We start from the raw sequence: 26,161 nt of genomic DNA on the forward strand, positions 1-26,161 counted from the left end.
TTGATTGGTTGAATTATTGATTCCTTCTAATAACATATCACTCAATGATTAATAACAGCGTAGCCAATACCTATTCGCTCCGTAAACTTTTAACCGGGTTAGCTATGGACGCTTTAATTGATTGAAAACTAATAGTGATCAAAGCAATTACAATTGCCGTTAAACCGGCCATGGCAAACATCCACCATTGTATTTGTATATGATAGGCAAAATTTTGCAGCCATTTATTCATGATCCATAACGATACCGGCGCCGCAATGGCGAAGGCCAATATTTCCATCCAAACAAAATCGACCGAGAGCATCAGCCATAACTGGGTAACTGATGCCCCCAGCACTTTTCTGATGCCTATTTCTTTAGTACGCTGTAACGCTATCAACGATACTAAACCCAACAAACCCAGCGAACTTATGGCAATAGCTATAGAGGCCGAAACACAAATGAGTTTTTGCTGGATACTTTCTTTTTTATACAACTGTGCTATTTGTTCATCAACAAACTGATACGTGAATACCTGATCAGGCAGTACTTTCTGGTATACTTTATGCAGATCGTCCATCGTTGTTTCAATATTGCCTCTCCCCAACTTTACAGCCATTCCCGTTTGCAGGGTACTGTCTTCCTGTATTAGTGACGGCTCGATACGCCCCTGTAAAGAGTTCACATTAAAATCCTTCACCACTCCTACTATAACCCCTTTATTATCGCCTGCCGAGAGTTTTTCGCCTATAACATCTTCCTTATGTTTCGCGCGCAGCATATCCGCCATTGTTTTATTGATCAGGAATTCGTGGATTGGCTGCTGGTTACGGATATTACGGCCAGCTATAATCTGCATACCAAAAGTACGGCAGTATGCCGAATCGCCATAGGCAAAGCGTGCAGCCCAAGGCTCCCAATTATATGTTTTGAGCATTACCGTGCCCCCACGTGCACTGGTGCTGGCTGGTGAATTAAGGCAAAAACTAACAGATTGAACATTGGGAATATGTTTCAGGTATTCGGTTAGCTGATATTTTTGTGAAGCGGTAGTTTGGCCCGTAGGAATAGTGATTACCATTTTACGATCAAAGCCTATGTCTGTGTTTCTAAGAAAATATACCTGGGCAATAATAATGATGGTACAAATTATAAGCCCCTGGGTAATCGTATTTTGAAATACTATCAGCATTTTGCGCCCAATACCTGCCTGCAGATTTAGGAGATTATTTTTAAGTACACGGGCTAAGCTTATCCTGCTTAATAACCATGCCGGATAAATGCTGGTACTAATCCCTATTATTATTAGTAAAATGATAGCATATAGGCCAAGGCCGGTGTATGAAACAATATGGATAGGGGCGTCGGTGAACAACCATAAATTAGCTGTTGGTAAAAGCAATATCACCATTAAGATAGAAGCTATTACGGCTAACACCGATGTTACCAATGATTCGGTAACGAACTGCATAAAAATTTGGCTGACCGAGCCACCAAGCACTTTCCGTGTAGCTATCTCAACCGCACGCCTGGTTTGCTGGGCTAATACAATATTAATATAATTAATAACCGCTATGCTAATGATAAGTAATCCGATAGCTATCAGGTTCCATAGCAGGGCTTTTTGCACAGTACCGCCGTAGCGGGTATCAAAATGGGCTTCTTTCAGGGGTAGTAACTTAAAGTGAAAATACTTATACATATCTGCCCACTTCTGCGTTTTTTCCAACGCTAATAATTGCTTTTCTACCGCATCCTTTTGATTAGGATCATTCAATTTAACAAATGCGGTAAACGGGCTGCTTAAATATCCCCAATCGGTAAAAAAAGCCTTTTCAAATTTGGGCTGCGAAAAAAAAGTACTGAAGGAAAGATAGATATCCGCACGGTAATCCGTAGTGAAAGGGCCATCGGCTATAATACCAGAAACCTTTATTAAATGATCGTTTATAATTAAGGTCTTTCCTATCGGATCCGTATTACCAAAATATTTATTAGCAGTTTTTTGTCGAAGCACAGCATTAAACGGAGCATCAAGGCTGGTAACACTCCCACGCAGCCATTGATGGCTAAATAATTTAAACCAATCTGAGCCGGCAAAAGTGACTGTTTTATCTTCTTTAAAACGCTTGCCCCCCTCAACATTAACAATCATATCCTGGTTTACTATCGCAAATGCCCCCTGATTTACCTGTGGTATGTTTTTTAATGCTGCCTGGTATTCGGCATACGAGGCTCCCTTATCATATTCTATCTTATCAAGATGTAGTTCATAAACCAGCTTGAATATATTATCCGAATTATGATGATACCTGTCAAAGCTTAAATTATAGCTGGTATACAGGTAAATAAAAATGCAGCAGCTACCCGCCAGCGCCAGGCCGCCAATATTAAGCAAGGTATAAAACTTCCGTGCTACGATATTTCTCCAGGCTATTTTGATATAATTTCTAAGCATAGGTATTGCATTTATTCCATCATTTGGCCCCTTCCCACTAAAGAAGGGGCCGCAGAGGGCACATTGATTAACTGATATAAATTTTAGTTGGCAGCAGGTTATATCATAATATTTTCCATTACAGTTTGCCCATCCAGCAAGCGGATAATGCGGTGACTGTAGCGGGCATCATGTTCAGAGTGTGTTACCATAATTATGGTAGTACCCTGTTCGTTCAAATCGGTTAATAGTTCCATTACATCGTTACCGTTGCTGCTGTCCAGGTTACCGGTAGGCTCATCCGCAAGTATTAGTTTTGGGTTGTTCACAACCGCACGGGCTATGGCCACACGCTGCTGCTGACCGCCCGATAACTGCTGCGGGTAGTGGTTGCGGCGGTGCATTATCTGCATTTTATCCAGCACAGCCTCTACCTTGCCTACGCGTTCTGAGGCAGGTACGCCGGTATAGATCAGCGGCAGTTCAACGTTCTCAAAAACGGTCAGCTCATCAATAAGGTTAAAGCTTTGGAACACAAAACCTATGTTATGCTTACGCAGATCGGCACGCTTACGTTCATTAAAATTGGCTACCTCAATATCGTTGAACAGGTAACTGCCGGCATCGGGATCATCCAACAGGCCAAGTATATTCAACAAGGTTGATTTACCGCAGCCCGATGGGCCCATAATGGCCACAAACTCGCCCTTTTTAACTTCCATGGATAGTTTGTTCAAAGCAATTGTTTCTACTTCCTCAGTCCGGTAGAATTTTTCAAGATTTGTAATTTTTATCATTTAGCCTCCCAAAGCCTTAGCGGCTTGTTTATTTTAATTGTGATTATTTATTCGCTTTTATATGCTGCTTAACAATGTTTATTTCTTTATTACCAATTCCTGTATATCCCCGTAATTATCATAACTGCTGGTAATTACTTTATCGCCCGGTTTCAAGCCTTGCAGCACTTCGTAATAGTCGGGGTTTTGGCGGCCCAGTTGTATATCGGTACGATAAGCCGTTTTGCCATCAGGACTTAATTTAAATATCCAGTTACCCCCTGTTTGGTTGAAGAAGCCGCCGCGCGGCACCAGTACCGCCTGGGTTTCATCGCTCAATGCCAGCGTGATCTGCAAGGTTTGTCCGCGGCGGATGCCCTCGGGAACTTTGCCTACAAATTGCATATCAACCTGGAACTTGCCGGCGGTTATCTGCGCGTATACCTTTTTAACGGTTAGCTTATAAGTTTTGTCGCCAAGGATAAATGTTCCGGGGATACCCACGTATACCTGCTGCAGGTAGTGTTCATCAATATCAACCCGCACTTTGTAGCCGCTTATCACATCTATCTGGCCCAGGTTACCGCCTTTAGCCTTGTTTTGACCAATTTCCGCGTCAAGCGAAGTTAGCTGCCCATCCACAGGTGCACGGATAGTTAAATCTTCTACCTTTTTACGCATCAGTTGCAGCGTGTTTTTCATGTGGGCATATTGTTCTTTAGCCTGCTGTTCCTGCTGCCTGTTCATAGTAGTATCCTGCGATAGTATTTGGGTGGTCAGTTTTTTACGGCGCAGCTGATAGTTGTATTCATTCTCGGCTTTTTTAAACTCCTGCAAGCCTATCGCTTTTTGATCGTACATATGTTTATCAACCTTGTATATCCGCTCGGCTTCCTTAAAGGCATTATCCACATCGGCCATCTGGTTAAGTTTGCCAATACTGCTTTGCATAGCCGCGGTGTGCGATATCTGCATTTGGGTCAGTTCGGCAAACACGGCGGTTTCCTGGTTGGCCAGGCTTAGCTCCAGATCGGTGTTTGAAAGTTTTAATATCGGGTCGCCTTTTTTCATCATGGCGCCGTCTTCAACAAATTTCTTTTCTACGCGGCCACCTTCGGCAGCATCAATATAAATGGTAGTTAATGGCTGCACGGTACCATTTTCGGGTATAGTAACCTGGAACGGGCCTTTATGTACATCGCTAATGGTTATACGTTCGGCATCTTCATTCAATTTGCTTTTACCGGTGCCCGACCGTACCGCAAAAATTATTACTATCAATAGCACAACAACCCCGCAAATGGTAAGTATCCGTTTGCTGTTCCATGTCTTTTTTTCAATTTTTCTGTCCACGTATTTATAGATATTTTGGTATAGGCTAATACAAACGCATGCCACAAATTAAAACCTTGTTTTTCAGTATATTATCCAACATACGCCGCGATATGCCGTACGCTTATGTTACATCAGGTGTACGGTTATGATACAGTATATTTTACGCCTGATAAATAAAAATACTGTTTATCAGCACGTTGGCAATATGGGTATTAAATTGGTATGTAAAAGTACCTTAGTCTGCCTCTCGGGGAGAACGGTTATAAAAACCTTCTCTTTAAAGAGGCTTGGATGAGGCTCAGATTTTTTAATTACTTTAACCGTTCCAATCTATCGCATAAAAATGATACTAAAAAAAGCAACCGTTTTAATTGTTGATGATGATACCGATGTGCTTACCGCGGTGAAGCTTTTGCTGAAAACCGAAGCGCAGGAAGTGATCACCGAGAAAAACCCTGAGAACCTGAACTGGCTGATACAACGCAACCAGATTGACCTGATATTGCTGGATATGAACTTTAACAGCGCTATTAACACAGGCAACGAAGGTATTTACTGGCTGCGTAAAATTAAAGAATGGAAACCAAACGTATGCATTATTATGATTACGGCTTATGGCGATATCGATTTGGCCGTACGGTCGTTAAAAGAGGGCGCTAACGATTTTATTGTTAAACCCTGGCATAACGAAAAGCTTATTGAGACCATAAAAGATCTGCTGGACAAACAGGAAGGTACGAAAACCGTAAAGGCGCCGCAAAAAAGCACGGCTGGTTCTACTTCCATCCTGGGCGAATCGGAAGCGATGCAGGATATTTTCCATAAAGTGAATAAGATTGCCCCTACCGATGCTAATATTTTAATTCTTGGCGAAAACGGTACCGGTAAAGATTTGATGGCCAAGGCCATTCACGAACGGTCTATGCGGGCCAATAAGCCGTTTGTAAAAGTGGATGTGGGCGCACTTACCGATACTTTATTTGAAAGTGAATTATTTGGCCATAAAAAAGGGGCATTTACAGATGCCCGCGAAGACCGCCCCGGCCGCTTTGAGGATGCGCATGGCGGCACTTTGTTTTTAGATGAGATTGGCAACATCAGCCTGCAGCAGCAAGCTAAGTTATTAACCGTGCTGCAAAACAGACAGGTTACCCGCCTGGGCACTAATAAACCTATAGATATTGATATCCGGTTGATATGCGCCACCAATATGCCGCTGCAGGAACTGGCCAACGAGAATAAATTCCGTAAAGATTTGATTTACCGCATTAATACGGTTGAGATAACGATGCCGCCGCTGCGTAAGCGCAATAACGATATTGTGCTGCTGGCGCGCCATTTTGCCAAGCTGTATACCGGTAAATATGCCAAGCCTGCCATGGATTTTGAACCCGCAGCCTTAACCAAGCTAAAACAGTATAATTACCCGGGGAACGTACGTGAGTTGCAGTATTCTATAGAACGTGCCGTAATTATGGCCGACGACCATATCCTGAAGACCGACGACCTGATCTTCTCATCGCTGGAAACAGCTATTGAAACGGTGGAAGACGACAGCAATATCCCGCTGAGCGCCATGGAAAAAAACGCCATTTTACGCGTAATTGAAAAACACAACGGTAATATTACCCGCGCCGCAAAAGAATTGGGCCTTACCCGTACCGCACTATACCGCAGATTAAGCAAGTATGATATATAAAAAATATGAGTGGCGTTTTTTAGGCCGGGTGCTGGCGCTGTTTGTTACGCTTACTATAGCCGCGTTTATTGTTGTGCAAAGCGCGTTTATTTACCTGGTGTTTGTTGTGCCGGTAATTGCTTACCAGATGTACGAGTTGATCCGCTTTCAGAAAAAGGCGCAGGATGAAGTGAACCAGTTTGTTGAGTCTATCCACTACCGCGATTTTTCACGCCATTTTGATGAGCGCCGGGCACCTACCGAGCTTAAACCGCTGCGCAAGGGTTTTAACGAGATCAACACCACCTTCAAACTCATCAGCCGCGAACGGGAAACCCAATACCATTACCTGCAAAAAATACTGGAACTGGTGGATACCGGCATTGTATCATTCGATGCCGAAACCGGCGAAACCGGCTGGATAAACGAGGCCTTTAAAAACCTGCTCAGCATTCCTTATCTTAAAACCATCCACTCGCTTGAAAAACGGGAGCCTTCGCTTTACCAGGAGGTGATTGGCCTTAAACCCGGCGATAGCAAAGTAGTATCGCTTACCCGTAACCAGCAATTAATAAAAGTATTGGTTACCGCCAGTGTGTTGCGCAGCGATGACCGCCTTTATAAACTACTGGCGTTTCAGAATGTGAGCGAGGCATTGGATGAAACGGAATCAAAGGCGTGGCAAAAGCTGTTGAACGTTATGACGCACGAGATCATGAACTCGGTAGCGCCTATCTCATCGTTAGCGGATACTTTGAAAAACCGTTTGCAAAGCCCGGAGATTGCTAATAGCCCCGTAAGCAGCCAACTGGAAGATCTGGAACTGGGTATTGATACGATTAAACGACGTAGCGAGGGTTTGCTGAAATTCACGGAGAGCTACCGCAACCTGAACAAAATCACCAAGCTTGACCTTAAAAAGGTACTGGTACGCGACCTGTTCGAGAACCTGAGCAACCTGATGCAGCCCACGCTGGAGAAAAAGCATATTGAGCTGGAGATTATCCTGCGCGACCCTACCCTGGCGATTGAGGCGGACATTAACCTGGTTGAACAAGTGATCATCAATCTGCTGGTAAATGCTATAGAAGCTGTTAAAGACCGTGACGAACCACGCATTATATTATCCGGCGAATTGCAGCCCAATAATAAAACCATTGTAAAAATTGCAGATAATGGCGTTGGCATGCCCCCCGAATTATTGGATAAGATATTTATTCCGTTTTTTAGTACCCGTAAAACCGGTAGCGGTATTGGCTTAAGCCTGTGCAAGCAAATTATGCTGCTGCATAAAGGCAATATCCAGGTACAATCGGCAGAAGGTAAAGGTTCGGCGTTTTTGCTGCAATTTGTGCCTTAAGTTTAACCACTACTGTCATTTCGAACGAGGTACGAGGAGAAATCTTATAAAAGCGGTAAGCGGGTATAGGATTCCTCCTTGGGTTCAGCATGACGCATGATAATTACTATGAACAAAACCATCTTAGCCATATCCGGCAGCTTGCGCGAAGGCTCGTCAAACACGCAGCTACTGACTTTATTAGGTACCTGGGCGCCCGCCGCTATTAATTACCAAATTTATACCGGCATGGGCGGGTTGCCGCATTTTATTCCAATGGCCGAGGGTAAAGCCTACCCTGCTGCTGTGCAAAACCTGCACCAGCAATTAAACGCGGCCGATGCGGTGATCATTTGCACACCCGAATACGCTTTTGGGGTACCCGGCTCGCTCAAAAACCTGCTAGACTGGACGGTGGCTGCCGGGAACTTTGTAGATAAGCCTGTGGCCGTTATTACCGCATCGTCGCAAGGCAACTATGCGCATCCATCCTTATTGACTACGCTTGGGGCTATAAACGCCCATATTATTGAAGGTGCCACGCTGCTTATCCCATTTATCCGCGCCAAAATGGATACAGGCGGCCATGTTATTGATGCCGCTACCGAAAAGGAATTACGTTTGGTGTTTGATAACCTGTTAAAAGCAATTAAAGGTTGATTTCGGAATTAAAATAGCTTTGTGCCTTAGCTTTATTAAATTTACCACATGCCCGAACAACCCAATAACCCGCTGCATGGCAAAACGCTGGAGGCTATCCTCACCCACCTGGTAGCGCATTATGGCTGGCCTGAGTTAGGCTATCGTATCCGCATCAACTGTTTTTTGGATAACCCCAGCATTAAATCCAGTCTGAAGTTTTTAAGAAAGACGGATTGGGCCAGGAAGAAGGTGGAAGAATTGTATTTGGAAAGTATTAAACCAAGGGTTTAGCCAGCTTTTTTTTAATAGTAGATCGTCTGACGATCAGTTCAGTTTTAAGTATCTTTTTTATGTACTTACTACCCGGCCTGGCTATTTGCTTCAAACAAATCTCTGCTGCTGCCGCGCCAATTTCAAAAGCGGGCTGTATAACCGTTGTTAACGGCGGATCGATAACCGTAGCCGTTGGGTCATCATTAAAACCTGCAACCGCGATATCATCAGGTATGTTTATTCCCTTTTGCTTTAAAGTAAGCATTATACCTATAGCAACCGGGTCACAAACCGCAAATATCGCGTCGGGAGAAATACCGTCGGCCAGCATCTTTTCTGTCGATGCTATCGCCTGCGATCTTTCAAAGCCGCATTCATAGATCAGTGCGTCGTCTATCGCAATATCATACTTGCTTAGGGCATCTTTATACCCCTGCAACCTGTTTTGCGATAAAGCGATATTTAATGGACCGGTAAAATGCGCTATTTTTTTACACCCTTGCCGAATAAGGTGTTCAACCATTTTAAAAGCGCCATCATAATCATCTACCGATACCATATTGGTTTTAATGCCCGCAGGTAAACGGTCAAAAAACACCAGGGGGATATTCTTGCTTATAAAAGTGCTAAAATGATCCATATTGATAGTTTCTTTCGAAACCGACACGATCAATCCGTCTACCTTGGCCGATAGCAGTGTTTTTGATACGATCACCTCCCGCTCGTACGATTCATTTGATTGGCATATAATCACCTTATAACCTGCGTTGTAGGCAACTTCTTCTATTCCCGCAATTGCGGTCGAGAAAAAGTAATGAGACAATATCGGAACAATGACACCAATGGTTTTAGTGGATTTTTTAAACAAGCTGGCAGCAATAGCATTTGGCTGGTAATGATATTTTTCGGCAAGCTTACGCACAGCGTCTTTAGTAGCGCCACTAATAGAATGATGATCCTGAAGCGCGCGGGATACTGTGCTTTTGGATACATTCAATTCCTTTGCTATATCAATAAGTGTGATCTCTTTATTTTTATTATAGCTGTCTTCTATGCTCATTGTTTGTTAAGCTTTATTCAAGCATCATAAACATGTTTGAACTGTAATTGCAATATTAAGGCTTTATGATAATAAGCTACTGAATGTCATCTTATTATTACCATACACAATTGTAACCCTTAAAACTGATAATTAAATAAAAAATTTTGTTTTAAATAAAAGTTTAATACATTTACGCAACCGGTTGCGCAACCAATTATTAACCATTTAAAAACTAACTAATGAAAAAGATCAATCTTATTGTGACTATGCTTGCTATGGGCTGCGGGCTTATGTTATCCCAATGCAAAAAAGACGTAAAGAACGTTGATGCAAATGAACCTGTTGAAAGTGCCCCAACACTCAAAACACTATCTGTATTGTTTAATGGCGATGCTTCCCGGGGGTCGGCCAACGTGTGGAAGGATGTAAACATTGAAGGGACGGGCACTTTAACCACCGTAAATGATGAAACAGGGACATTATGCTGGAAATTTTTAAAACCTGTTGACAGCCATCGTACCGAAGGGCATGGGGCTAAAAACTACCAGGCGCTGAACGGCGACGAAATTTATATTGGCTGGACCAGCAAGTTGTATATGCCAACTTCATTAAAAACCGAGGCCGTATTTCAATGGAAATCATACCCAACCGATACAATGGCCAACCATCCTTTAATGCTGCATACCGTAAACGGAAACTTAGAATTGCAAAATTTTGATATTAATCATGTCGCTACGGTTCCGTGGTCTATCCCCCTATCCGTTAGCACGTGGCAATCGTTTGTTTTAAGAATTAAATTATCAACAAGCGCTACCACCGGGTATATCGAATTATGGTATAATGGCACAAAGCAAACATTTACCAACGGCAGCCAAAGGTACTATTGCCGTACTTTCGATAGCTTATCCTGCGATCCGAAATGGGGCGTATATGGCGGTGATGCATCACAAGTTACCAATATTGTGAAAAAGATACGCATTGGCACCAGCTATGCAGATGTAGCACAATAAACCTTTCCAGACAGTTATTGCTGTCATTTAGTAAACAGATATATAAAAAAACCCGGCTAATTAATTAGCCGGGTTTTTTATTACCTTATACCTTTATCTTTTTTCGTCCATCGGTATAAACCTGAATTTACTTTTCTTAAAGTTGATAGGTGTTGCAGGGTCAAAGTAAGTGCGGCCCAGGTAAGTCATCATTCTGCCCGAGCCCATGATCAATGTATCCCCTTTGTGCAGCAGTGCAATGGGGTTGCTGTAAATGGTTTTATACTTACCGCTGGTGAAATTATAATCGGCAAATAGCGTATCGCCCCTAAATTCGCCGGTAATATCCCCTTTGTTAATTTCAACGGTATCGCCGCCCTTCGTAAATCTGATCGTCAAATCGCCGGTGACCCTGCCGCCCGTAGCTATGTTAAGAGTGAGCGCGGCACTATCTTTTTGAAACATGGCGCGGTATAAATGTTTGCCCGGTTTTAACCCGCTTAAATTTACTATGCCATTATTTTTCTTTTGGCTGCAACCGATAAGCAATGCCAAACCGGTAATAACAGAAAGATATTTCAAAGCGCTCATTTCATAAAACTAATATTTTAGTTTGACAATCCAAAATGTTTGTTTTAAAATTTCGGGTAGCGATTAATCCAAACAAGCCGGCCCATTACTCCCACCATTCCTTGTTTTCTTCTTTTTGCGCCCGGGCAGAATTTCTTCCGTTTTGATAAGCATCGTGCACGGTTTGCCAGCCCATGGGCAAATATTTATCTGCCGGAGAAAACTCCCCTGCGCCGGTGTCCAGGTCGCCCGAATTGGGTGCGCGATAATCGCCCCAGTTACAGGTCTTAGTTATTTTACCATCATAACTGGTCCAGGTGCCTACAAAGTTGTTGTTGGTATAACTATCAGAAACCTGTTCTATATCATCGTAATGAATTTTGTTGTCCCTGGTTAAATAAAAGTCGGTTTTAAATGTACCGCGGAAGGTGCCTATCGGTAATTGCGTAAGCTGTTCCACAAAAGTGTAATCGCCCAGCATAGTGTACTCGCCGGTGATACCTTTCCTTTTATACTCTTTATCAAGCCCTTCGCTAATATGTTTATACTTGCGGATATGGGTAATTTTTAGTGTCCCTTTAAAATCGAATAGTTTGTTTTTAACCATCGATTTGCCATATACCCTATAATTGCCCGCGCTATCTTTTGTCACCTTTAAAAATTTTATGCGGATACGCTGGTAATTATCGCCAATAAACCCGTACACAAACTTATTTTCGGTCTTTATCCATAATGGCGAGAAATCGTACCGGGTGAAATTCTTTTTCGCTTCAACGGTGGTAAGCTGCGGGTTCTTTAATTCAGTTGCTTTAAAAACTTTAGCATTAGTTTGGCTAAATACGGTTTGGGAACATAAAATGCAGCATAATAATTGCAATACCCTGTTCATAAGTAATCAATTAATAGAAGTAAACAATACCCGTTAAACATAAAACCAATGTTTAGGTTTGGAAATTGTCCGCTACTCCGTTTTCATCGCCTTCTCGGCCGATTTTTTATACTCATATTCGCCGCCCAGCAGGAAGCCCCAGGGTTTCAGGCTTTCAATCCTGTCGAATACAATTTTAAGGATAGCGATGGTTGGGATGGAAAGGAACATACCGGATAACCCCCAAAGCATTTCGCCCAGGATAATGCCTAAAAAGGTGATCAGGGCGTTTAGCCTCACCTTTGAACCTACCACCATAGGCAGCAGGAAGTTGGAATCGATAATATGGATACCTAATACAGATACCGCCACTATTATGGTATTACCTACATCGCCGGTGGCAAAGGTGATTAAGCTGCTAAGTAACAGCGCGGTAAAGATGCCGATATAAGGGATAATATTGAACAAACCTGTTATAATCCCTAACAAAGCAAAGTATTTAACCCCTAAAAAGTAAAATATAGTGCAGGCAGCAACAGAAACTATCAGCATTTCGAGCAGCAGGCCAATAATATATTTCCTGATAATGCTTTGTACGTTCTCCACAATATCAAACACCACATCCGAATTTTTTTCGCCAAAAACCGATAGCAGAAACCGGAACAATAAACGCCGGTAAAATAAAATGAAAAAGGTAAATATGTTTATAAAAGCATAAAACAGCAGCAACGATGAAACGGCCCCGAAAGTAGTACCAAGTACCGAAGTACCATCGGCTACTATTTTATTAGCGGTATTGTTAACGTAAGCAATTTGTTTATTTGATGATACGTGAAATTTAGCCCTTATCCAATGCCTGATGTCTGTACATGTTTCAATTACCTGTTGTTTTAATTTGGGGTAATCTTCGCTCAATACCGCAATTTGCGAACCTATAAGGTACACAATACTTGTAATAAATAATATCAGCAGCACAATGGACAGGAACGATGCCATGCTGCGCGGCAAACGTAACCTGCGTTCAAAAAAATTGCATACCGGCAGTAATAGTATGGCAAACAAAAACCCAAACATCATAGGGTCAAGCACCTCTTTACCGGCGTTTATAAGGAACCCGAGTGACAGGATACCGATAAGTACCAGCGAAAGGCGTTCGTAAAATGGAGCAAGTAGTTTTCTTGTCATACTTAATTATTTAGGGGTTAACGCTAAGTTAGGCTATTAGTTTTTACATCTTAACTATCCGCTGCAGTATCTGCCCGATAAATTTATCCATCACACCGGATGGGTCTGTACTGAATACATGGTTGGCCCTGTTGGCCAGTATTACATTAAAAGAAAGGGCCTGGTGCCCAAGGCTGTTAGCCAGTCCGTATATGCCTGCTGTCTCCATTTCCAGGTTGGTAATGCGTTGCCCGTTATGGCCAAACTGCTGTATACTATCCATTAAGCTGGGCGTTAACGATTTGGCCCTCACCTGCCTGCCCTGGGGGGCATAGAAACCGGGCGCGGTAATGGTAATGCCCTGTGGCAAATCATGTGCTAAGCTTTGCAATAAGTTCTTACCCGCAGGGGCAAAATACGGGTTAAGTTTGTATCCGGCAGGGAGCGCTTTTTCAAATGCGGAAAGCAGTTGCTGTTCCTCGTTGTTCAATTCCTGGTGGTAGTAATGCATTAAGGCATCCAGCCCAAAAGCCGAAGCTGATACCAACAATTCATCAACCGGGATATCGGCTTGTATCCCACCCGAAGTACCAATGCGGATAATATTAAGACTGCGCAGCTTATCGTTCACCAGGCGGGTTTTAAAATCAATGTTCACCAGGGCATCCAGCTCGTTAAATACAATATCAATATTATCGGTACCTATGCCCGTAGATAGTACCGTGATGCGTTTACCACCCAGGCTGCCGGTATGGGTAATAAACTCGCGTTTGCCTTTTTTAAGTTCAATGGTATCAAAATGTTTGCTTACCTCGCCTACCCGGTCGGGGTCGCCAACGGTGATAACGGTATCAGCTACGTCTTCGGGTAACAGGTTAAGGTGATAGATGCTGCCGTCGGCGTTTAATATCAGGTCGGTTTCAGAAATTCTTTGCATAGTTTTTAATACCAATAAAATCAAATATAGGTTTTTTAAAATCCGTACATTTATTAAAATAAAACTGTTGATGATGCCCTACGGCCCCGATCCGAAAGCGCTGTACCCTATGAAGGATTACCGCAAGCTTATCTTCCTGAAAAACATTATTACCCGTAAAAACATTGAGGTGGGCGATTATACTTATTACGATGATGTGGACGACCCGTTGGCGTTTGAGAATAACGTGCTGTACCACTTTGATATGCTGGGCGATAAGCTGATCATCGGTAAGTTTTGCGCGCTGGCATCGGGGGTCAAGTTTATTATGAATGGCGCTAACCACCAGATAGACCCCATTTCCACCTTCCCCTTTGCCATATTTGAGAACGGGTGGGAAAAGATAAATGAGGGCGTTAACCTGGCGAAGAAGTACCCCCACAAAGGTGACACGATAATTGGCAATGACGTATGGATAGGCTTTGAATCGACCCTGATGCCGGGCATTAAAGTAGGTAATGGCGCGGTAATAGCCAGCAAATCGGTAGTGACTAAGGATGTGCCCGATTATGCTATTGTTGGCGGCAACCCGGCAAAGGTTATCCGCATGCGGTTTGATGAAGCCACCATTGCCCGCCTGCTCCACATTGCCTGGTGGGACTGGCCTGCTGATAAAATAACCGAGCATCTCAGCATTATTAATTCCGTTGATGTGGATGCGCTGGAGAGAGTGGTATAAAGCAAAAAGTCTTCGAGGAGCGTAGCGACGCGGCAATCTCGTAGTATGATTTGCGTACTACGAGATTGCCACGCTATCGCTCGCAATGACAAAATCCCCCAAACAAGAAAGCCGCTTTAAGCGGCTTTCTTGTTTATCTTTTCATTATTATGTTCCTTACTTCACATCAAACGCTACCATAGCATCGCCCCATACAAATGAAACTTTGCCCGATTTAGCTATCGAGAATTTCATCCTTTCGGCAAACTTTGGTGCTTTTTGTGTTTTAACGGTAAAACGGCACAAGTCGGCAGCCACATCATGGTCTGTACCCCAATTGGTGGTGTTTTTGTTGATGATGATCACCCACTCCTTTTCGCCCGGGATCGACCAGATGCTGTATTTACCTGCGGGTACTTTGTTGCCTTCGATAGTAACATCTTTACTGAATGTAATAGCCGTTTGTTCGTTAGCACCGGTACGCCATTCTTTACCATAAGTGGCAATTTCTTTACCCAGGGTACGGCCCTTTATGCCCGGTTGACTGTAGGCAATGGTAATATCCACACCTTTTGAAGTAGTAGCCCTAACAGTATCAGGCGGGCTTGGCCTTTCTTTCTTTTGTGCTGATACATTAAAAGCCGTTAGCATAAAGCCGGTAATTAATGTAAGAAAAAATAGTTTTTTCATTGTTTGTAGTTTTTAATTTTCCACTAAGATATTAAGAATTCTATTTAATTGTGTGTGCAAAAAGCGTCCATTATGTCCATCAGCACAATCGCTTCTTCAATAGAACAGGGATTAGACTGCCCACCATTAAAATATGACACAATATTGGTAATATGCGGCTGTTGTATATGCTGCGGGTGTTCAAATGTAATGGTCTGATTATCGGTATTGTTATACCAGCTAACTGTTTTCCCAAAAAACGGGAAGGTAATTTTTCCTTTGCTGCCTACTATTTCGCAGCTGTCTACAATTTCTTTTTCGGTCACATTAAAACACCACGAGCCATTTACCACAACCTTGTTTTTGAATACAATTTGCCCGCAAACATGGTCGTCGGCTTTGTTCTGCTGAGATTGGTTTAACGCATAGCCATGGTAGGCCTGCGGCTCGCCAAAGTAGTATAGCATCAAATCTAACTGGTGCGGTGCCAGGTCATGAAAGTAACCACCACCCGATAGGTCGGGATCTAAACGCCATTGATGCCTTACATCCGCAATTAACTCAGGCCTGCTGCTTTGCCACATCCTTATCTGCACAGTGCGGATATCCCCTATCACCTGCCTGTTCAGCAAATCTTTCACATATAAAAACATAGGTACCGCCCGGCGATAGTGGGCCACTGTTAATTTGGCCCCGCTTTGTTTTACGGCGTCGGCAATTGCACGCGCTTCGGCGGCAGTACGGGTTACGGGTTTTTCTACATACACATTCAAACCTCGCCGAAGGGCATCAATAGCATATGGGGCATGGCTGGCCGGTGGTGTGGCAATATACACCGCGTTAATCTCCTCATCGTCCATTAATTTACCGGCATCGTTATACCATTTGCCTACTTTGTGGCGTACGGCATAGTCGGCGGCTTTTTCAGCATCACGACGCATTACTGCCACCAGTTTACTGCTCGCTATTTTGTTAAAGGCGGGGCCGCTTTTCAGTTCGGTCACATCGCCGCAGCCTATTATTCCCCAATTAATACCGGCCATTATTATTTCAGTATAGTTTCAATTTCAGTCAATTCATCTGCCCCGAACGCGATATTGTCCAGGCATTTCAGCGAGTCGGCCAGTTGTTCTGGTTTGCTGGCGCCGATCAGCACCGATGTTACCCGTTCATCCTTCAGCAGCCAGGCCAGCGCCATTTGCGCTAAACTTTGACCGCGCTTTTGGGCTATAGCGTTTAGCTTTTTTATCTGGTCTAAACGCTGGTCGGTTAATTGCGATTTTTGCAGGAACCCGGTCGATTTTGCCGCGCGGGAATCATCAGGGATACCATGCAGGTATTTGTCCGTCAGCATGCCCTGGGCCAATGGCGAGAACGGTATACAGCCTACCCCTTCCTGCCCTAACACATCCAGCAAGCCGCCTTCCACCCAACGCTCGAACATGGAATATTTGGGCTGATGAATTAAACATGGCGTACCCAATTCTTTTAAAATGGCAATTGCCTGCGCGGCTTTGTCGGCCGGGTAGTTGGATATGCCCACATATAAAGCCTTCCCCTGGCGAACGATCAGGTCGAGCGCCGACATGGTTTCTTCCAGCGGGGTTTCCGGGTCGGGACGGTGATGGTAAAAGATATCCACGTAATCCAGGCCCATACGCTTCAAGCTTTGGTCGAGACTGGCTACCAGGTATTTTTTAGAACCCCAGTCGCCATAAGGGCCGTCCCACATGGTATAGCCTGCCTTGCTGCTAATGATCAGCTCATCGCGGTAAGCGCTAAGATCTTCTTTAAGTATCTTACCAAAATTAGTTTCGGCCGATCCGGGGGGCGGACCATAATTGTTAGCCAAATCAAAATGGGTAATGCCGCTGTCAAAAGCCAGGTGCAGTATACTGCGGAAGTTCTCTTCCACATCTACGCCCCCAAAGTTGTGCCACAGGCCCAGGGATATAGCCGGAAGCCTAATGCCACTGCGACCGCACCGGCGGTATTGCATGGTTTTGTATCGATCTTTAGAAGGCAGGTAAATCATATATATTTTGTAAGGTTGTGCTATTCAATGGCTAAAATAGGTTTTTAATTTACACTGTCACAAAAACATTAATGATTGATGGGATTGAAATTTTTAGTTATAAATTTACTGGGGCTAAACCTTAGCGCAATATTGATGAGGAAAATACTTACGCTGTTTTTATTTTGCTTTATGGCTACCGGCCTGTTTGGGCAAAGCTTTTATGTAGTCACCTCAAACAGCCAGTTGTATAAAGTTACTGTTAATGGTTCTGTAATTTCTCAGCAAAATATTAGCAGTTGTAGTAGTGCTATAGGGTCAATAGCAGTATATAAAAGTACCCTGTACTATTGCATTGGTTCAAGTGTTTATAAGGCCACCATCAGCGGCAATAGCATTATTAACTGCACATTAGTTGGTACAGCAGTCGGCAGCAGCGCGCTCACTGTTGATGCTAACGGTTTACTTTATTTAGTAAGTGGTTTTGATCTTTACCGCTTAGACCCCAATACAGGAATAGTTACAGATTTAGGCACCATGCCCTATACGTCCAGCGGCGACCTTGTTTTTTATAAAGGCGAGCTATATATGGCTTCGCTGCAAGGCATTGTAAAAATACAGATGAATAACCCATCAGCAAGCACATTGGTAATATCAAGCAGCAGCACCATTTATGGATTAACATCCATTAGTTTAAATAGCACTACCAATAAAGTTTACGCTTTATCCCTTAACGGTAACACCACAAATATTATCGAACTTGACCTGGACAACAACGTAATGGGGCAATCAATAGGCAACCTGCCATACCTGGTTTTTGATGCGGGAAGCCCGGTTGAGGACGGTTCTTTACAGGATGTGAAGATAGATGATGTAAAGATTATTACCGATTGCCCCTTTAACGGAAAAGGGACTATCCAAATCATCAGTAATGATGCTACCAGCGATTTTAAGTATACCCTAAACAATACTACGAACAGCACCGGCATATTTTCAGGGCTATCTCCCGGAACGTATAACCTCTCTGTTACTTTGGGCAACCAAACGGTTCAGTATGCCAATAACCCGGTGGTGATAGCGGCATTTGGTTTAACCAAGCCAACCGTCACCATCACTAAACAAAACCCGGCGTGTTTGGATAAGGGTATAATTACGCTTGGTGCAGGTACCGAGGGCAGTTTATATGATATTAAATACAACAACGTGCTGTATAGCTTCGATCATTCGTTCACCAACCTGGCTGCCGGTACTTACCATTTTGATATTATGAATAAAAATGGCTGCGTGGTAGATAATATGGATATTGTATTACCGCAGGATGCCTGCAACATCAACGTTAACGGTATACAGGTCACTGAAAAATGCACCGACCCCAACAAAGGCTCAATTGCTGTAATTACAAGCCCCGGCACAGATGTTTATACGTATCATTTAGGCAATGCAACCAACACCACCGGCGTATTTAACGATCTCGATCCCGGCAATTACACCATCAATATCACATCGGCAGGCGGCGGGAATATGGATGTACCCGCTACCGTGCCCGATTACAAGGTGATAAACCCTACAGTTACTTATGCCAAACACGATGCCGTTTGTACGGTTAAAGGAAATATTGCATTTGCCTTACCTGTTAACAGCGCTCAGTATACCATAACCTATAATTCAGTTAACTACCCTTTCAGCCATCACTTTACCGAACTGGATGAAGGCACATATGCTTTTACCATTTTAAAACCCGATGGCTGCGTGCTGGATAATATTAGTGTTAACATTGGCAAAGAAGGCTGCGAAATAGTGGCATTCCCCAATACCTTTTCGCCTAATAATGATGGGGTGAACGATATCTTCCGCCCTACCCAAACCAGTAAAGCCGACGATTTTAAATTTAAGATATATAGCCGTTTTGGCGTATTAGTGTTCACTTCCGATAATTCGCACAACGGTTGGGATGGAAATCACAACGGTATGCCTGTGCCTGTCGGCGTTTACTATTGGATGGCAAGTTACATTAATAACGAAGGCAAGCCGTTTACCAAAAGCGGGTATATTACTTTGATAAGGTAATACTGTTCTTCAACGGTCATTATGAATTTGTCTCCGGATCAGGCGTTTTTCAGCTCCTTATCCTTTTTCATTGAGAACAACAGGACTAATACCAGTAGCCCGGCCGTAATTAAAGCAGCAATGCCCCTGCTAAAGTTTAAACCTCCATCGGCTACAGGCTTTGTTAAAAAGTCGCCGAAGGTGGCCCCAAACGGCCGTGTAAACACAAAGGCTATCCAGAAAAGCAGGATATCGTTTAATTTGGTGAAATAATGTAGCAGCATAACAATACCAATAATGCCCGCGGTTATGGCGGCGCCTGCTAAATAACTCAGTCCTATATTATCACTTAAGTAATCGCCGAAAGCGGTACCTAAGCTATTGGAGATCAGTATGGCCGTCCAATAAAAGGCTTCTGTACTTCGCTTGGTCACCGGGTAAACCCTGATACCTTTTTCTTGTTTATGCCATAAAAATAAAGTCAGCATCAAACAGACGAATAACAACAACGAGCCCGCTATATAGCCCAGTCCAAGGGTCCTGTCCATTAGATCGGAAATCTCCATGCCCAGCGTGGTTGTACTTACAATAACCAGCCAAAAAAGCGGCGGATAATACTTAGCGGCTTTTAATTGAAATGCTAGCACAACTAAAAACAACACGACAGTAATTACCAGGCCAATCACATATCCCAGGTTTAAACTCATGGACAAAAAATCGCCTAAAATTTCACCTAATGTGGTAGATAGCACCTTCATTATCCAGAAATACAAGGTGATCCTGGCCACTTTGTTTAACACCGTTGCTTTACTTTCCATTCTGATGCTACAATTTGCGCGTTATTTTGTTCTCAGGCTGTGGTTGGTTTGTCTCCCACAACCCGGGCGGAGCTATTAGGAATTGTTGGTGACAATACATTATCCGGAGATTAAACTAAACGTTCCGATGGAACGTAATAAATACTGGCTTACATTTCTACCAACCAATCGTTCCTAATGGCACGGTTCTTATTTTTCATCCCCTTAGGGATGTTTGGTGGGTAGAAAAAAGAAGAAATTGTAACGTTCCATCGGAACGATTGGTAAATTGACCAATATGCCTTTTTGTGAGCTTACCACCCAGAGGGAATCACACAATCTCACGCCTTCTAATCTTCCGAATGTTTGTTGGTGCCGTTGTTGGAGTTGTCTCCAACAACCTGCGCGGGGGGCTTTAGAAATTGTTGGTGACAACACCAACAATGGCAATAATCTTCCCGTCATCCTGAACTTGTTTCAGGATCTCACTTGCTGAGTGGACATTTGCATTAACAAGCATATGGGATGCCGAAACAAGTTCGGCATGACGTATAATAGATTAAATATTACGCTTTCACCAGTCGTGCTTCATGCCGTTGTTGGAGTTGTCTCCAACAACCTGCGTGACTGCTCTTCCTATCGGGGATAGTTCGCTACCGCTCACTATGACGTGCCGATAGTTATTTCAACAGCCGCGCGGCAAACATGGTATCGGCTTTACGGCCGTAGCCTTTAAGTACGGTTTGCTCTTCTACTTTAAGGCCAAGTTCATTAACTATGTAATCTACCACATCTTCGTTCTCGGCTTTAAAAACCGAGCAGGTAATGTAAATGAGCGGTTTGCCTGGCTTCAGATATTTTACCACGTTGCTTACAATGGCTTTTTGCAGGCCGTTAAAAAAATCGATACGCGGGTGGCTAAACTGACTGATCATTTCGGGGGTACGCCCCCAGGTGCCCGAGCCACTGCAGGGCGCATCCAGGATAATACCGTCAAAGGCATAATCGTGCAGTTCGGGGTCGACGTTTTGGGTAAGGTCAATAATTTTTTTCTGGTACTTATGCAGGCCCGAGCGCTGAAAGCGCTCGTCCAGGTTGGCCAGTACTGATTCACGGATATCGGATACCACCAGCTTCAGGTTAGGTTCCTGTTCGTGCAGCAGCAGTGATTTACCGCCCGATGCCGCGCAGGCATCCCACCAGCTTTCCCACTTAGCAGGCTTAAAAAAATTAGCCGTTTGCTGCGATGAATAGTCCTGCACCTCAAACCAGTGCTGGGCCGGGAAAATGGTTTCCAGGCGTATGCCGTTGGGCATACTGATGCAGTTATTGCCTTCATCTTTAAAATTCACCCCCGCCCTGTTCAACTCGGCTTTTACCTGCGTTTCAAAACCCTTGCGTACGCGGATAAACAGATCAGGCTGGGTAAAATACGATTTCAGGAAAGCTTGCTTATCTATTCCCGGCGATAACCGGTCGGCCCAGGGAAAAACATCTTCCAGTTTAAAGCCGGGGTAAACATCCTTCACCATTTGCAGCTTCTTATCTATCGGCATTTCCGCGCATAAAGCCCATTCGGGCCTAAAATGCTGCAGGAACGAGTTTACCTGCGCATTGCATAAAAACTCGGCAACAACCAAACGCTCATCGGCAGGCAGATCGGCCAGGGCCTTACCCAAACGGAAATAGTTATAAACCAACCTGCCGGCAACCCGCCTGTCGGTTGAACCCATTTGCTTATTTTGCCTGTAGAAGCCCGGCAGGAACTTACCCAGCGGCGTATCGGCCGGATATTCATCCAATATACGCTGAAAAGTTTTAAGCTGGTTCAGAGCTTTCATTCCACAGGTTTTAAATCGAAGTTGGTGTATTTATACAGCGTTACATGGGTGTTTACATAGCCAACGCCCGGCAAAGCCACAAAGTGAAAAGTATTATGTAAGCCTTCAAAATCCTGGTAACCCAAAACCGTATTGGCCGTCATAAAATTAAGGGCCACATCCAGATTATTGCTAAAATATCGTCCCTTAGATAACTTGCTGGCTATATCGCCAAAATACATGGCCTCATCAAAACCCTTTATCGCATATTCTCCCGGTTCGGCGCGGTAGGCTTTGCGGTAGGCCTTTAAAAATTTCATCACCCGCGGCGATTTATAATTCACCTTATCGGCGGCTGTAATGTAGGTATGCAGGCGTTCCAGCAGTTCGAGTTTCAGGTAATCGGCATCTTCCCAGTTAGGGTGCCCAAATATGGTTACCGGGTAATGTTGTTTCTGCAGCAGATCAAGCGAGTGCAGCGTTACCTGTAAAAACTGCTGGTTGGTAGCAGGGATAACGAATACATTATCCCCCGTGGTAGATAACTGGGGCAACAGGGCGCTTAAATTTCCACGCACCACGGTTAGTTCCACCACCTTTATCCGTTTTTTACCAAGACTGTCTATCGCCTTTTTAAACGGGATAATGTATTTATTATCTTCGGTGTACCCGGATTTAAGGATGAACACCTTTTTCGCCTTCAGCTGGTTGTTTATATAAGCCGCCACGTGCCAGCAATGATATTGCAATGGCGGCACCATGGTAACCAAATTGGGGTTTTTATAATCTGTTGGGGTGGATGGCGATAGCGGCGATACGATGATACGCTTTAAACTTGGCGAAGCCAGCGTAAAGCTTTTTACCTCTTCGGGGTAAACCGGGCCTACTATTACATTACTGGTGCGCACTTTGGTATTAAGCGCCAGGTTATGGGCTTGCGCGGCAGCATCGTTAGTATCAAAAACCTGCAGTTTAAAACTTTCGCCCGCGACGGTCAACGAATCGAGCCCGAGTTTAAAACCCTGGTAATATTCCATGGCCAGATTAGCTTTTGCCAGCCCATCACGCGAAGCGCCGCGACTCAAATCAAGTTCGTTTAAGTGGAACGGCAGCAATAACGAAATGACCGGCACAGGCGGCGGTAAGCGTTTAGCTTCCACCGGTTTTTTAACAACAACTGCGGGTGTATCAGCGGGCTTTACAGGTGTAGCCACCGGGCGCACTTTTGGCGAACACGCTGCCAGCAGCACGGTTATGGCTACAAATATTAACCGCTTATTCCCACTCAATGGTTGCAGGCGGTTTTGAACTAATGTCATATACTACCCTGTTTATTCCCTTAACGTTGTTAATGATCTCGTTACTGATCTTGGCCAGCAAATCGTACGGCAGGTGGCACCAGTCGGCGGTCATTCCGTCTAACGATTCCACTGCACGCAGGCAAACTACATTCTCGTAAGTGCGCTCATCGCCCATTACGCCTACGCTTTGTACAGGCAAATAGATAGCGCCTGCCTGCCAAACTTTATCATAAACACCGGCACTACGCAAATTGTTGATATAAATTGCATCTGCCTCCTGTAATATCGCTACTTTCTCGGGGGTGATCTCGCCTAATATCCTGATAGCCAGTCCGGGGCCCGGGAATGGGTGACGGCCTAAAATATTATCATCTATTTGCAGGGCTTTACCTACGCGGCGTACTTCGTCTTTAAACAGGGTGTTCAGCGGCTCAACCACTTTCAGTTTCATAAAATCGGGCAAGCCACCCACGTTATGGTGCGATTTAATGGTAGCCGATGGCCCTTTCACCGAAACAGACTCGATCACATCCGGGTAAATAGTGCCCTGGCCCAGCCATTTCACATCCTGTACCTGGTGCGCCTCGTCATCAAACACCTCAATAAACACGCGACCGATGGCCTTACGTTTTTTCTCAGGATCAGATAGTCCGCTTAAGGCATCGTAAAACCGTTGTTTGGCATCAACCCCTTTAACGTTCAGGCCCATGTGTTTGTACGATTCCAAGACCGACTCGAACTCGTTTTTACGCAGCAGGCCATTATCAACAAAAATGCAATATAGATTTTTGCCGATAGCGTGGTGCAGCAATACCGCCGCTACCGATGAATCGACCCCGCCTGAGAGGCCTAATACTACTTTATCATCGCCCAGTTTTTCTTTCAGGGCGGCAATGGTGGTTTCTACAAAGCTGTCGGGCGTCCAGTCCTGGTGGCAGCCGCAAATATCAACCAAAAAGTTTTGCAGCAATTGCTTGCCGTCAATACTGTGTGTAACCTCGGGGTGGAACTGTATGCCGTAGGTTTGCGTTCCTTTAATTTGATAGGCCGCTACTTTTACCGTCTCGGTACTGGCAATCACTTCATAATCATCCGCTATCCGGGCTATGGTATCCGCATGCGACATCCATACCTGCGAATTTTCAGGGATGAGTTTGAACAGCGGGTTATCTTTTTTAATATAATCTAAATTGGCACGACCGTATTCGCGTGTGCTTGAGGCCATTACCTCGCCGCCGCCAAAATGAGCCATGTATTGCGCGCCATAACAAACGCCCAATAAAGGCAGCTTGCCATGTACATTCTTATAATCGTAATGCAGTGCATCTTCCTGCCTAACCGAATATGGGCTACCCGAAAGGATAACGCCTTTTACGCTATCATCAATGGCAGGCGGATTGTTAAATGGATGTATTTCGCAGTAGATGTTTAGTTCCCTGACACGGCGTGCGATAAGCTGGGTGAACTGAGAGCCGAAGTCAAGAATGAGGATTTTTTCTTGCATGGGCGAAGATAGGCATTAGCTTTGAATTTCGGAATGCGGAATTTCAATTTCAGATTCCGCTGTCTCGTCATTGCCAGAAACGAAGCAATGTCTACGTTAGCATTTCATTAGGCCTGGTAAATCAGTTAATGAGCGTCAGTGGATGTTCTTTTTCTTTTTCCGCAAAAGAAAAAGAACCAAAAAGAAAACTCCCGGCTGGCGCAATCACCTGTTCGTGGGTCTGTGCTTGCGCAGGTGCAGTAGCAACCGGCGATTCCGATGCCGGGTTTAGGACGGTTATTAAGGGTTTATCACGTCAGCGCCTCACCTAAATCCTCTCCTATGGAGAGGGCAGGGTGAGGCTCAAAAGAGCGTTGGCCTGGCGAAAAAAGCGGGCCGGCGCTGGCGGGAATGCCGTTTCAAATCCACTCCGTGGATAAATTTGAAACGCAGGGCGGGCTGAAGCTTTTTTTTCGCCTTGGTTTTTGGATACTTTTGGGCTTAAGCCAAAAGTATCTAGGCCCCTGCGGCTATGAGCAGACTATCCTAAAAAAAGCAATGACTTTTCCCAACAGAGAAACCCGTAGCATTATCAGAAAAATTCCTATTTTACACCCACTATGCACTTCCGCCTGGCTACATTTGAAGATATTCCCGAACTACAAGACCTGATCGCTTTATCCGTTCGCGGGTTAAGCGCGGGGTATTACACGCCCCGGCAAATTGAAAGCGCGATTGAATATGTTTTTGGGGTGGATAGTCAGCTTATAGCCGATGGCACTTATTACCTGCTGGAGCTTGACGATACCATTGCAGCCTGCGGCGGCTGGAGTAAACGCAATACGCTTTACGGCGGTAATCAATATAAAGAGCAGGAAGACCCGCTGCTTAACCCGGCTATAGACGCCGCCCGCATCCGCGCTTTTTTTGTACATCCTGATTATGCGCGCCGTGGTATAGGCCGGCAGTTAATAAACCATTGCGAACAGGCCGCCCAAAACGCAGGCTTTAAAACTTTTGAATTAGGCGCTACCCTGCCGGGCGTACCGTTATATGAAGCGATGGGCTATAACGTTGTCGAACGTGTCGACGTTCCCATGCCTGACGGCGAAACGCTGGGGATTGTGAAGATGCGGAAGGCGGTGTAAGCTTCGTAAATTATTGTAGAATCTGTCCAAAAGTACCTTTTCTAAAAATCGCTAAAAAAGCATAAGTCGGGCTAACCCGATATCAATAAAAGCTAAAAAAGCGCAAAAATCGCTAAAAACAGGTCTTGGTTTTCACCGGTAGATTTCGTATATTATG

Annotated in this window: 23 protein-coding genes; 8 read left to right on the plus strand and 15 right to left on the minus strand. The window is 44.3% G+C overall.

What is annotated here, in order from left to right:
• Positions 1–70: 70 nt before the first annotated feature.
• The 3 genes from IRJ18_RS11260 to IRJ18_RS21215 form a co-directional block, all read right to left on the minus strand.
• Positions 71–2,437 carry an ABC transporter permease gene (locus IRJ18_RS11260; RefSeq protein ID WP_194106300.1) on the minus strand — a complete coding sequence of 789 codons (2,367 nt, stop codon included), beginning with the start codon at positions 2,435–2,437 and terminating at the stop codon, positions 71–73.
• A 98-nt stretch (positions 2,438–2,535) separates the two neighbouring features.
• The gene (locus IRJ18_RS11265) at positions 2,536–3,213 is read right to left on the minus strand and encodes an ABC transporter ATP-binding protein (protein ID WP_194106301.1); all 678 of its coding nucleotides are present in this window, start codon (positions 3,211–3,213) and stop codon (positions 2,536–2,538) included.
• Positions 3,214–3,291: 78 nt separating this feature from the next.
• On the minus strand, positions 3,292–4,545 hold the full coding sequence (locus tag IRJ18_RS21215; protein ID WP_194106302.1) for an efflux RND transporter periplasmic adaptor subunit: 1,254 nt from the start codon (positions 4,543–4,545) through the stop codon (positions 3,292–3,294).
• Between the two features lie 325 nt (positions 4,546–4,870).
• Between IRJ18_RS21215 and IRJ18_RS11275 the strand changes: the two genes are divergently transcribed.
• The 4 genes from IRJ18_RS11275 to IRJ18_RS11290 all read left to right on the plus strand — a co-directional run bounded on the left by IRJ18_RS11275 (position 4,871) and on the right by IRJ18_RS11290 (position 8,477).
• Positions 4,871–6,226 carry a sigma-54-dependent transcriptional regulator gene (locus IRJ18_RS11275; RefSeq protein ID WP_194106303.1) on the plus strand — a complete coding sequence of 452 codons (1,356 nt, stop codon included), beginning with the start codon at positions 4,871–4,873 and terminating at the stop codon, positions 6,224–6,226.
• The gene (locus IRJ18_RS11280) at positions 6,216–7,565 is read left to right on the plus strand and encodes a sensor histidine kinase (RefSeq protein WP_194106304.1); all 1,350 of its coding nucleotides are present in this window, start codon (positions 6,216–6,218) and stop codon (positions 7,563–7,565) included. The genes IRJ18_RS11275 and IRJ18_RS11280 overlap by 11 nt, the downstream gene beginning before the upstream one ends.
• 108 nt (positions 7,566–7,673) lie before the next feature.
• Complete coding sequence (locus IRJ18_RS11285) at positions 7,674–8,204, plus strand: NADPH-dependent FMN reductase (RefSeq protein WP_228072702.1); 531 nt, start codon at positions 7,674–7,676, stop codon at positions 8,202–8,204.
• Between the two features lie 48 nt (positions 8,205–8,252).
• Positions 8,253–8,477, plus strand: coding sequence for a VF530 family protein (locus tag IRJ18_RS11290; RefSeq protein WP_194106306.1), 225 nt, complete (start codon positions 8,253–8,255; stop codon positions 8,475–8,477).
• Here IRJ18_RS11290 and IRJ18_RS11295 read toward each other — a convergent pair.
• Positions 8,461–9,519, minus strand: a complete 1,059-nt coding sequence (locus tag IRJ18_RS11295; RefSeq protein ID WP_194106307.1) for a LacI family DNA-binding transcriptional regulator — start codon at positions 9,517–9,519, stop codon at positions 8,461–8,463. The genes IRJ18_RS11290 and IRJ18_RS11295 overlap by 17 nt on opposite strands.
• Positions 9,520–9,740: 221 nt before the next feature.
• Between IRJ18_RS11295 and IRJ18_RS11300 the strand changes: the two genes are divergently transcribed.
• Positions 9,741–10,511, plus strand: coding sequence for a heparin lyase I family protein (locus IRJ18_RS11300; RefSeq protein WP_194106308.1), 771 nt, complete (start codon positions 9,741–9,743; stop codon positions 10,509–10,511).
• A 93-nt stretch (positions 10,512–10,604) separates the two neighbouring features.
• On the opposite strand, the gene IRJ18_RS11305 is transcribed toward IRJ18_RS11300, so the two are convergent.
• The 4 genes from IRJ18_RS11305 to IRJ18_RS11320 form a co-directional block, all read right to left on the minus strand.
• On the minus strand, positions 10,605–11,081 hold the full coding sequence (locus tag IRJ18_RS11305) for a hypothetical protein (RefSeq protein WP_194106309.1): 477 nt from the start codon (positions 11,079–11,081) through the stop codon (positions 10,605–10,607).
• Between the two features lie 85 nt (positions 11,082–11,166).
• The gene (locus IRJ18_RS11310) at positions 11,167–11,949 is read right to left on the minus strand and encodes a hypothetical protein (protein WP_194106310.1); all 783 of its coding nucleotides are present in this window, start codon (positions 11,947–11,949) and stop codon (positions 11,167–11,169) included.
• 72 nt (positions 11,950–12,021) lie between these two features.
• Positions 12,022–13,113 carry an AI-2E family transporter gene (locus IRJ18_RS11315; protein WP_194106311.1) on the minus strand — a complete coding sequence of 364 codons (1,092 nt, stop codon included), beginning with the start codon at positions 13,111–13,113 and terminating at the stop codon, positions 12,022–12,024.
• Between the two features lie 43 nt (positions 13,114–13,156).
• The gene (locus IRJ18_RS11320) at positions 13,157–14,029 is read right to left on the minus strand and encodes a nucleoside phosphorylase (protein WP_194106312.1); all 873 of its coding nucleotides are present in this window, start codon (positions 14,027–14,029) and stop codon (positions 13,157–13,159) included.
• 73 nt (positions 14,030–14,102) lie between these two features.
• Here IRJ18_RS11320 and IRJ18_RS21220 point away from each other — a divergent pair, with 73 nt between their 5' ends.
• Positions 14,103–14,747, plus strand: a complete 645-nt coding sequence (locus IRJ18_RS21220; protein WP_194106710.1) for a CatB-related O-acetyltransferase — start codon at positions 14,103–14,105, stop codon at positions 14,745–14,747.
• Positions 14,748–14,903: 156 nt separating this feature from the next.
• Here the strand turns inward: IRJ18_RS21220 and IRJ18_RS11330 are convergent, their stop codons facing one another.
• From IRJ18_RS11330 to mgrA, 3 genes are read right to left on the minus strand one after another with little or no spacing between them, the layout of a single operon-like run.
• A complete protein-coding gene (locus tag IRJ18_RS11330) occupies positions 14,904–15,416 on the minus strand; it encodes a DUF2911 domain-containing protein (protein WP_194106313.1) in 513 nt (170 codons plus the stop codon).
• 44 nt (positions 15,417–15,460) lie between these two features.
• Entirely contained in the window at positions 15,461–16,438 is a 978-nt protein-coding gene (locus IRJ18_RS11335) for a Gfo/Idh/MocA family protein (RefSeq protein ID WP_194106314.1), read from the minus strand.
• A gap of 2 nt (positions 16,439–16,440) precedes the next feature.
• Entirely contained in the window at positions 16,441–17,430 is a 990-nt protein-coding gene (gene mgrA, locus IRJ18_RS11340) for an L-glyceraldehyde 3-phosphate reductase (RefSeq protein WP_194106315.1), read from the minus strand.
• Between the two features lie 135 nt (positions 17,431–17,565).
• Between mgrA and IRJ18_RS11345 the strand changes: the two genes are divergently transcribed.
• Positions 17,566–19,476 carry a gliding motility-associated C-terminal domain-containing protein gene (locus IRJ18_RS11345; RefSeq protein ID WP_194106316.1) on the plus strand — a complete coding sequence of 637 codons (1,911 nt, stop codon included), beginning with the start codon at positions 17,566–17,568 and terminating at the stop codon, positions 19,474–19,476.
• Positions 19,477–19,514: 38 nt separating this feature from the next.
• On the opposite strand, the gene IRJ18_RS11350 is transcribed toward IRJ18_RS11345, so the two are convergent.
• The 4 genes from IRJ18_RS11350 to guaA all read right to left on the minus strand — a co-directional run bounded on the left by IRJ18_RS11350 (position 19,515) and on the right by guaA (position 24,877).
• Complete coding sequence (locus tag IRJ18_RS11350; protein ID WP_194106317.1) at positions 19,515–20,273, minus strand: COG4705 family protein; 759 nt, start codon at positions 20,271–20,273, stop codon at positions 19,515–19,517.
• A 659-nt stretch (positions 20,274–20,932) separates the two neighbouring features.
• Positions 20,933–22,093, minus strand: coding sequence for an RsmB/NOP family class I SAM-dependent RNA methyltransferase (locus IRJ18_RS11355; protein ID WP_194106318.1), 1,161 nt, complete (start codon positions 22,091–22,093; stop codon positions 20,933–20,935).
• Positions 22,090–23,391 (minus strand): ABC transporter substrate-binding protein, encoded by a 1,302-nt coding sequence (locus IRJ18_RS11360; protein WP_194106319.1) that lies wholly within the window; start codon positions 23,389–23,391, stop codon positions 22,090–22,092. Before IRJ18_RS11360 ends, IRJ18_RS11355 begins: the two co-directional genes overlap by 4 nt.
• On the minus strand, positions 23,348–24,877 hold the full coding sequence (guaA, locus tag IRJ18_RS11365; RefSeq protein WP_194106320.1) for a glutamine-hydrolyzing GMP synthase: 1,530 nt from the start codon (positions 24,875–24,877) through the stop codon (positions 23,348–23,350). The genes IRJ18_RS11360 and guaA overlap by 44 nt, the downstream gene beginning before the upstream one ends.
• A gap of 599 nt (positions 24,878–25,476) precedes the next feature.
• Between guaA and IRJ18_RS11370 the strand changes: the two genes are divergently transcribed.
• Complete coding sequence (locus IRJ18_RS11370) at positions 25,477–26,004, plus strand: GNAT family N-acetyltransferase (protein WP_194106321.1); 528 nt, start codon at positions 25,477–25,479, stop codon at positions 26,002–26,004.
• Positions 26,005–26,161 lie beyond the last annotated feature (157 nt).

Origin of the sequence: Mucilaginibacter boryungensis, from assembly GCF_015221995.1 — a bacterium.
Classification (GTDB): Bacteria; Bacteroidota; Bacteroidia; order Sphingobacteriales; family Sphingobacteriaceae; genus Mucilaginibacter; species Mucilaginibacter boryungensis.

What these genes read in the sequence shown, in the direction of transcription:
- IRJ18_RS11260 (WP_194106300.1), bottom strand. Translation starts at nt 2,437, where the DNA reads ATGCTTAGAAATTATATCAAAATAGCCTGGAGAAATATCGTAGCACGG.
- IRJ18_RS11265 (WP_194106301.1), bottom strand. Translation starts at nt 3,213, where the DNA reads ATGATAAAAATTACAAATCTTGAAAAATTCTACCGGACTGAGGAAGTA.
- IRJ18_RS11275 (WP_194106303.1), top strand. Translation starts at nt 4,871, where the DNA reads ATGATACTAAAAAAAGCAACCGTTTTAATTGTTGATGATGATACCGAT.
- IRJ18_RS11280 (WP_194106304.1), top strand. Translation starts at nt 6,216, where the DNA reads ATGATATATAAAAAATATGAGTGGCGTTTTTTAGGCCGGGTGCTGGCG.
- IRJ18_RS11285 (WP_228072702.1), top strand. Translation starts at nt 7,674, where the DNA reads ATGAACAAAACCATCTTAGCCATATCCGGCAGCTTGCGCGAAGGCTCG.
- IRJ18_RS11290 (WP_194106306.1), top strand. Translation starts at nt 8,253, where the DNA reads ATGCCCGAACAACCCAATAACCCGCTGCATGGCAAAACGCTGGAGGCT.
- IRJ18_RS11295 (WP_194106307.1), bottom strand. Translation starts at nt 9,519, where the DNA reads ATGAGCATAGAAGACAGCTATAATAAAAATAAAGAGATCACACTTATT.
- IRJ18_RS11300 (WP_194106308.1), top strand. Translation starts at nt 9,741, where the DNA reads ATGAAAAAGATCAATCTTATTGTGACTATGCTTGCTATGGGCTGCGGG.
- IRJ18_RS11305 (WP_194106309.1), bottom strand. Translation starts at nt 11,081, where the DNA reads ATGAGCGCTTTGAAATATCTTTCTGTTATTACCGGTTTGGCATTGCTT.
- IRJ18_RS11310 (WP_194106310.1), bottom strand. Translation starts at nt 11,949, where the DNA reads ATGAACAGGGTATTGCAATTATTATGCTGCATTTTATGTTCCCAAACC.
- IRJ18_RS11315 (WP_194106311.1), bottom strand. Translation starts at nt 13,113, where the DNA reads ATGACAAGAAAACTACTTGCTCCATTTTACGAACGCCTTTCGCTGGTA.
- IRJ18_RS11320 (WP_194106312.1), bottom strand. Translation starts at nt 14,029, where the DNA reads ATGCAAAGAATTTCTGAAACCGACCTGATATTAAACGCCGACGGCAGC.
- IRJ18_RS21220 (WP_194106710.1), top strand. Translation starts at nt 14,103, where the DNA reads ATGCCCTACGGCCCCGATCCGAAAGCGCTGTACCCTATGAAGGATTAC.
- IRJ18_RS11330 (WP_194106313.1), bottom strand. Translation starts at nt 15,416, where the DNA reads ATGAAAAAACTATTTTTTCTTACATTAATTACCGGCTTTATGCTAACG.
- IRJ18_RS11335 (WP_194106314.1), bottom strand. Translation starts at nt 16,438, where the DNA reads ATGGCCGGTATTAATTGGGGAATAATAGGCTGCGGCGATGTGACCGAA.
- mgrA (WP_194106315.1), bottom strand. Translation starts at nt 17,430, where the DNA reads ATGATTTACCTGCCTTCTAAAGATCGATACAAAACCATGCAATACCGC.
- IRJ18_RS11345 (WP_194106316.1), top strand. Translation starts at nt 17,566, where the DNA reads ATGAGGAAAATACTTACGCTGTTTTTATTTTGCTTTATGGCTACCGGC.
- IRJ18_RS11350 (WP_194106317.1), bottom strand. Translation starts at nt 20,273, where the DNA reads ATGGAAAGTAAAGCAACGGTGTTAAACAAAGTGGCCAGGATCACCTTG.
- IRJ18_RS11355 (WP_194106318.1), bottom strand. Translation starts at nt 22,093, where the DNA reads ATGAAAGCTCTGAACCAGCTTAAAACTTTTCAGCGTATATTGGATGAA.
- IRJ18_RS11360 (WP_194106319.1), bottom strand. Translation starts at nt 23,391, where the DNA reads ATGACATTAGTTCAAAACCGCCTGCAACCATTGAGTGGGAATAAGCGG.
- guaA (WP_194106320.1), bottom strand. Translation starts at nt 24,877, where the DNA reads ATGCAAGAAAAAATCCTCATTCTTGACTTCGGCTCTCAGTTCACCCAG.
- IRJ18_RS11370 (WP_194106321.1), top strand. Translation starts at nt 25,477, where the DNA reads ATGCACTTCCGCCTGGCTACATTTGAAGATATTCCCGAACTACAAGAC.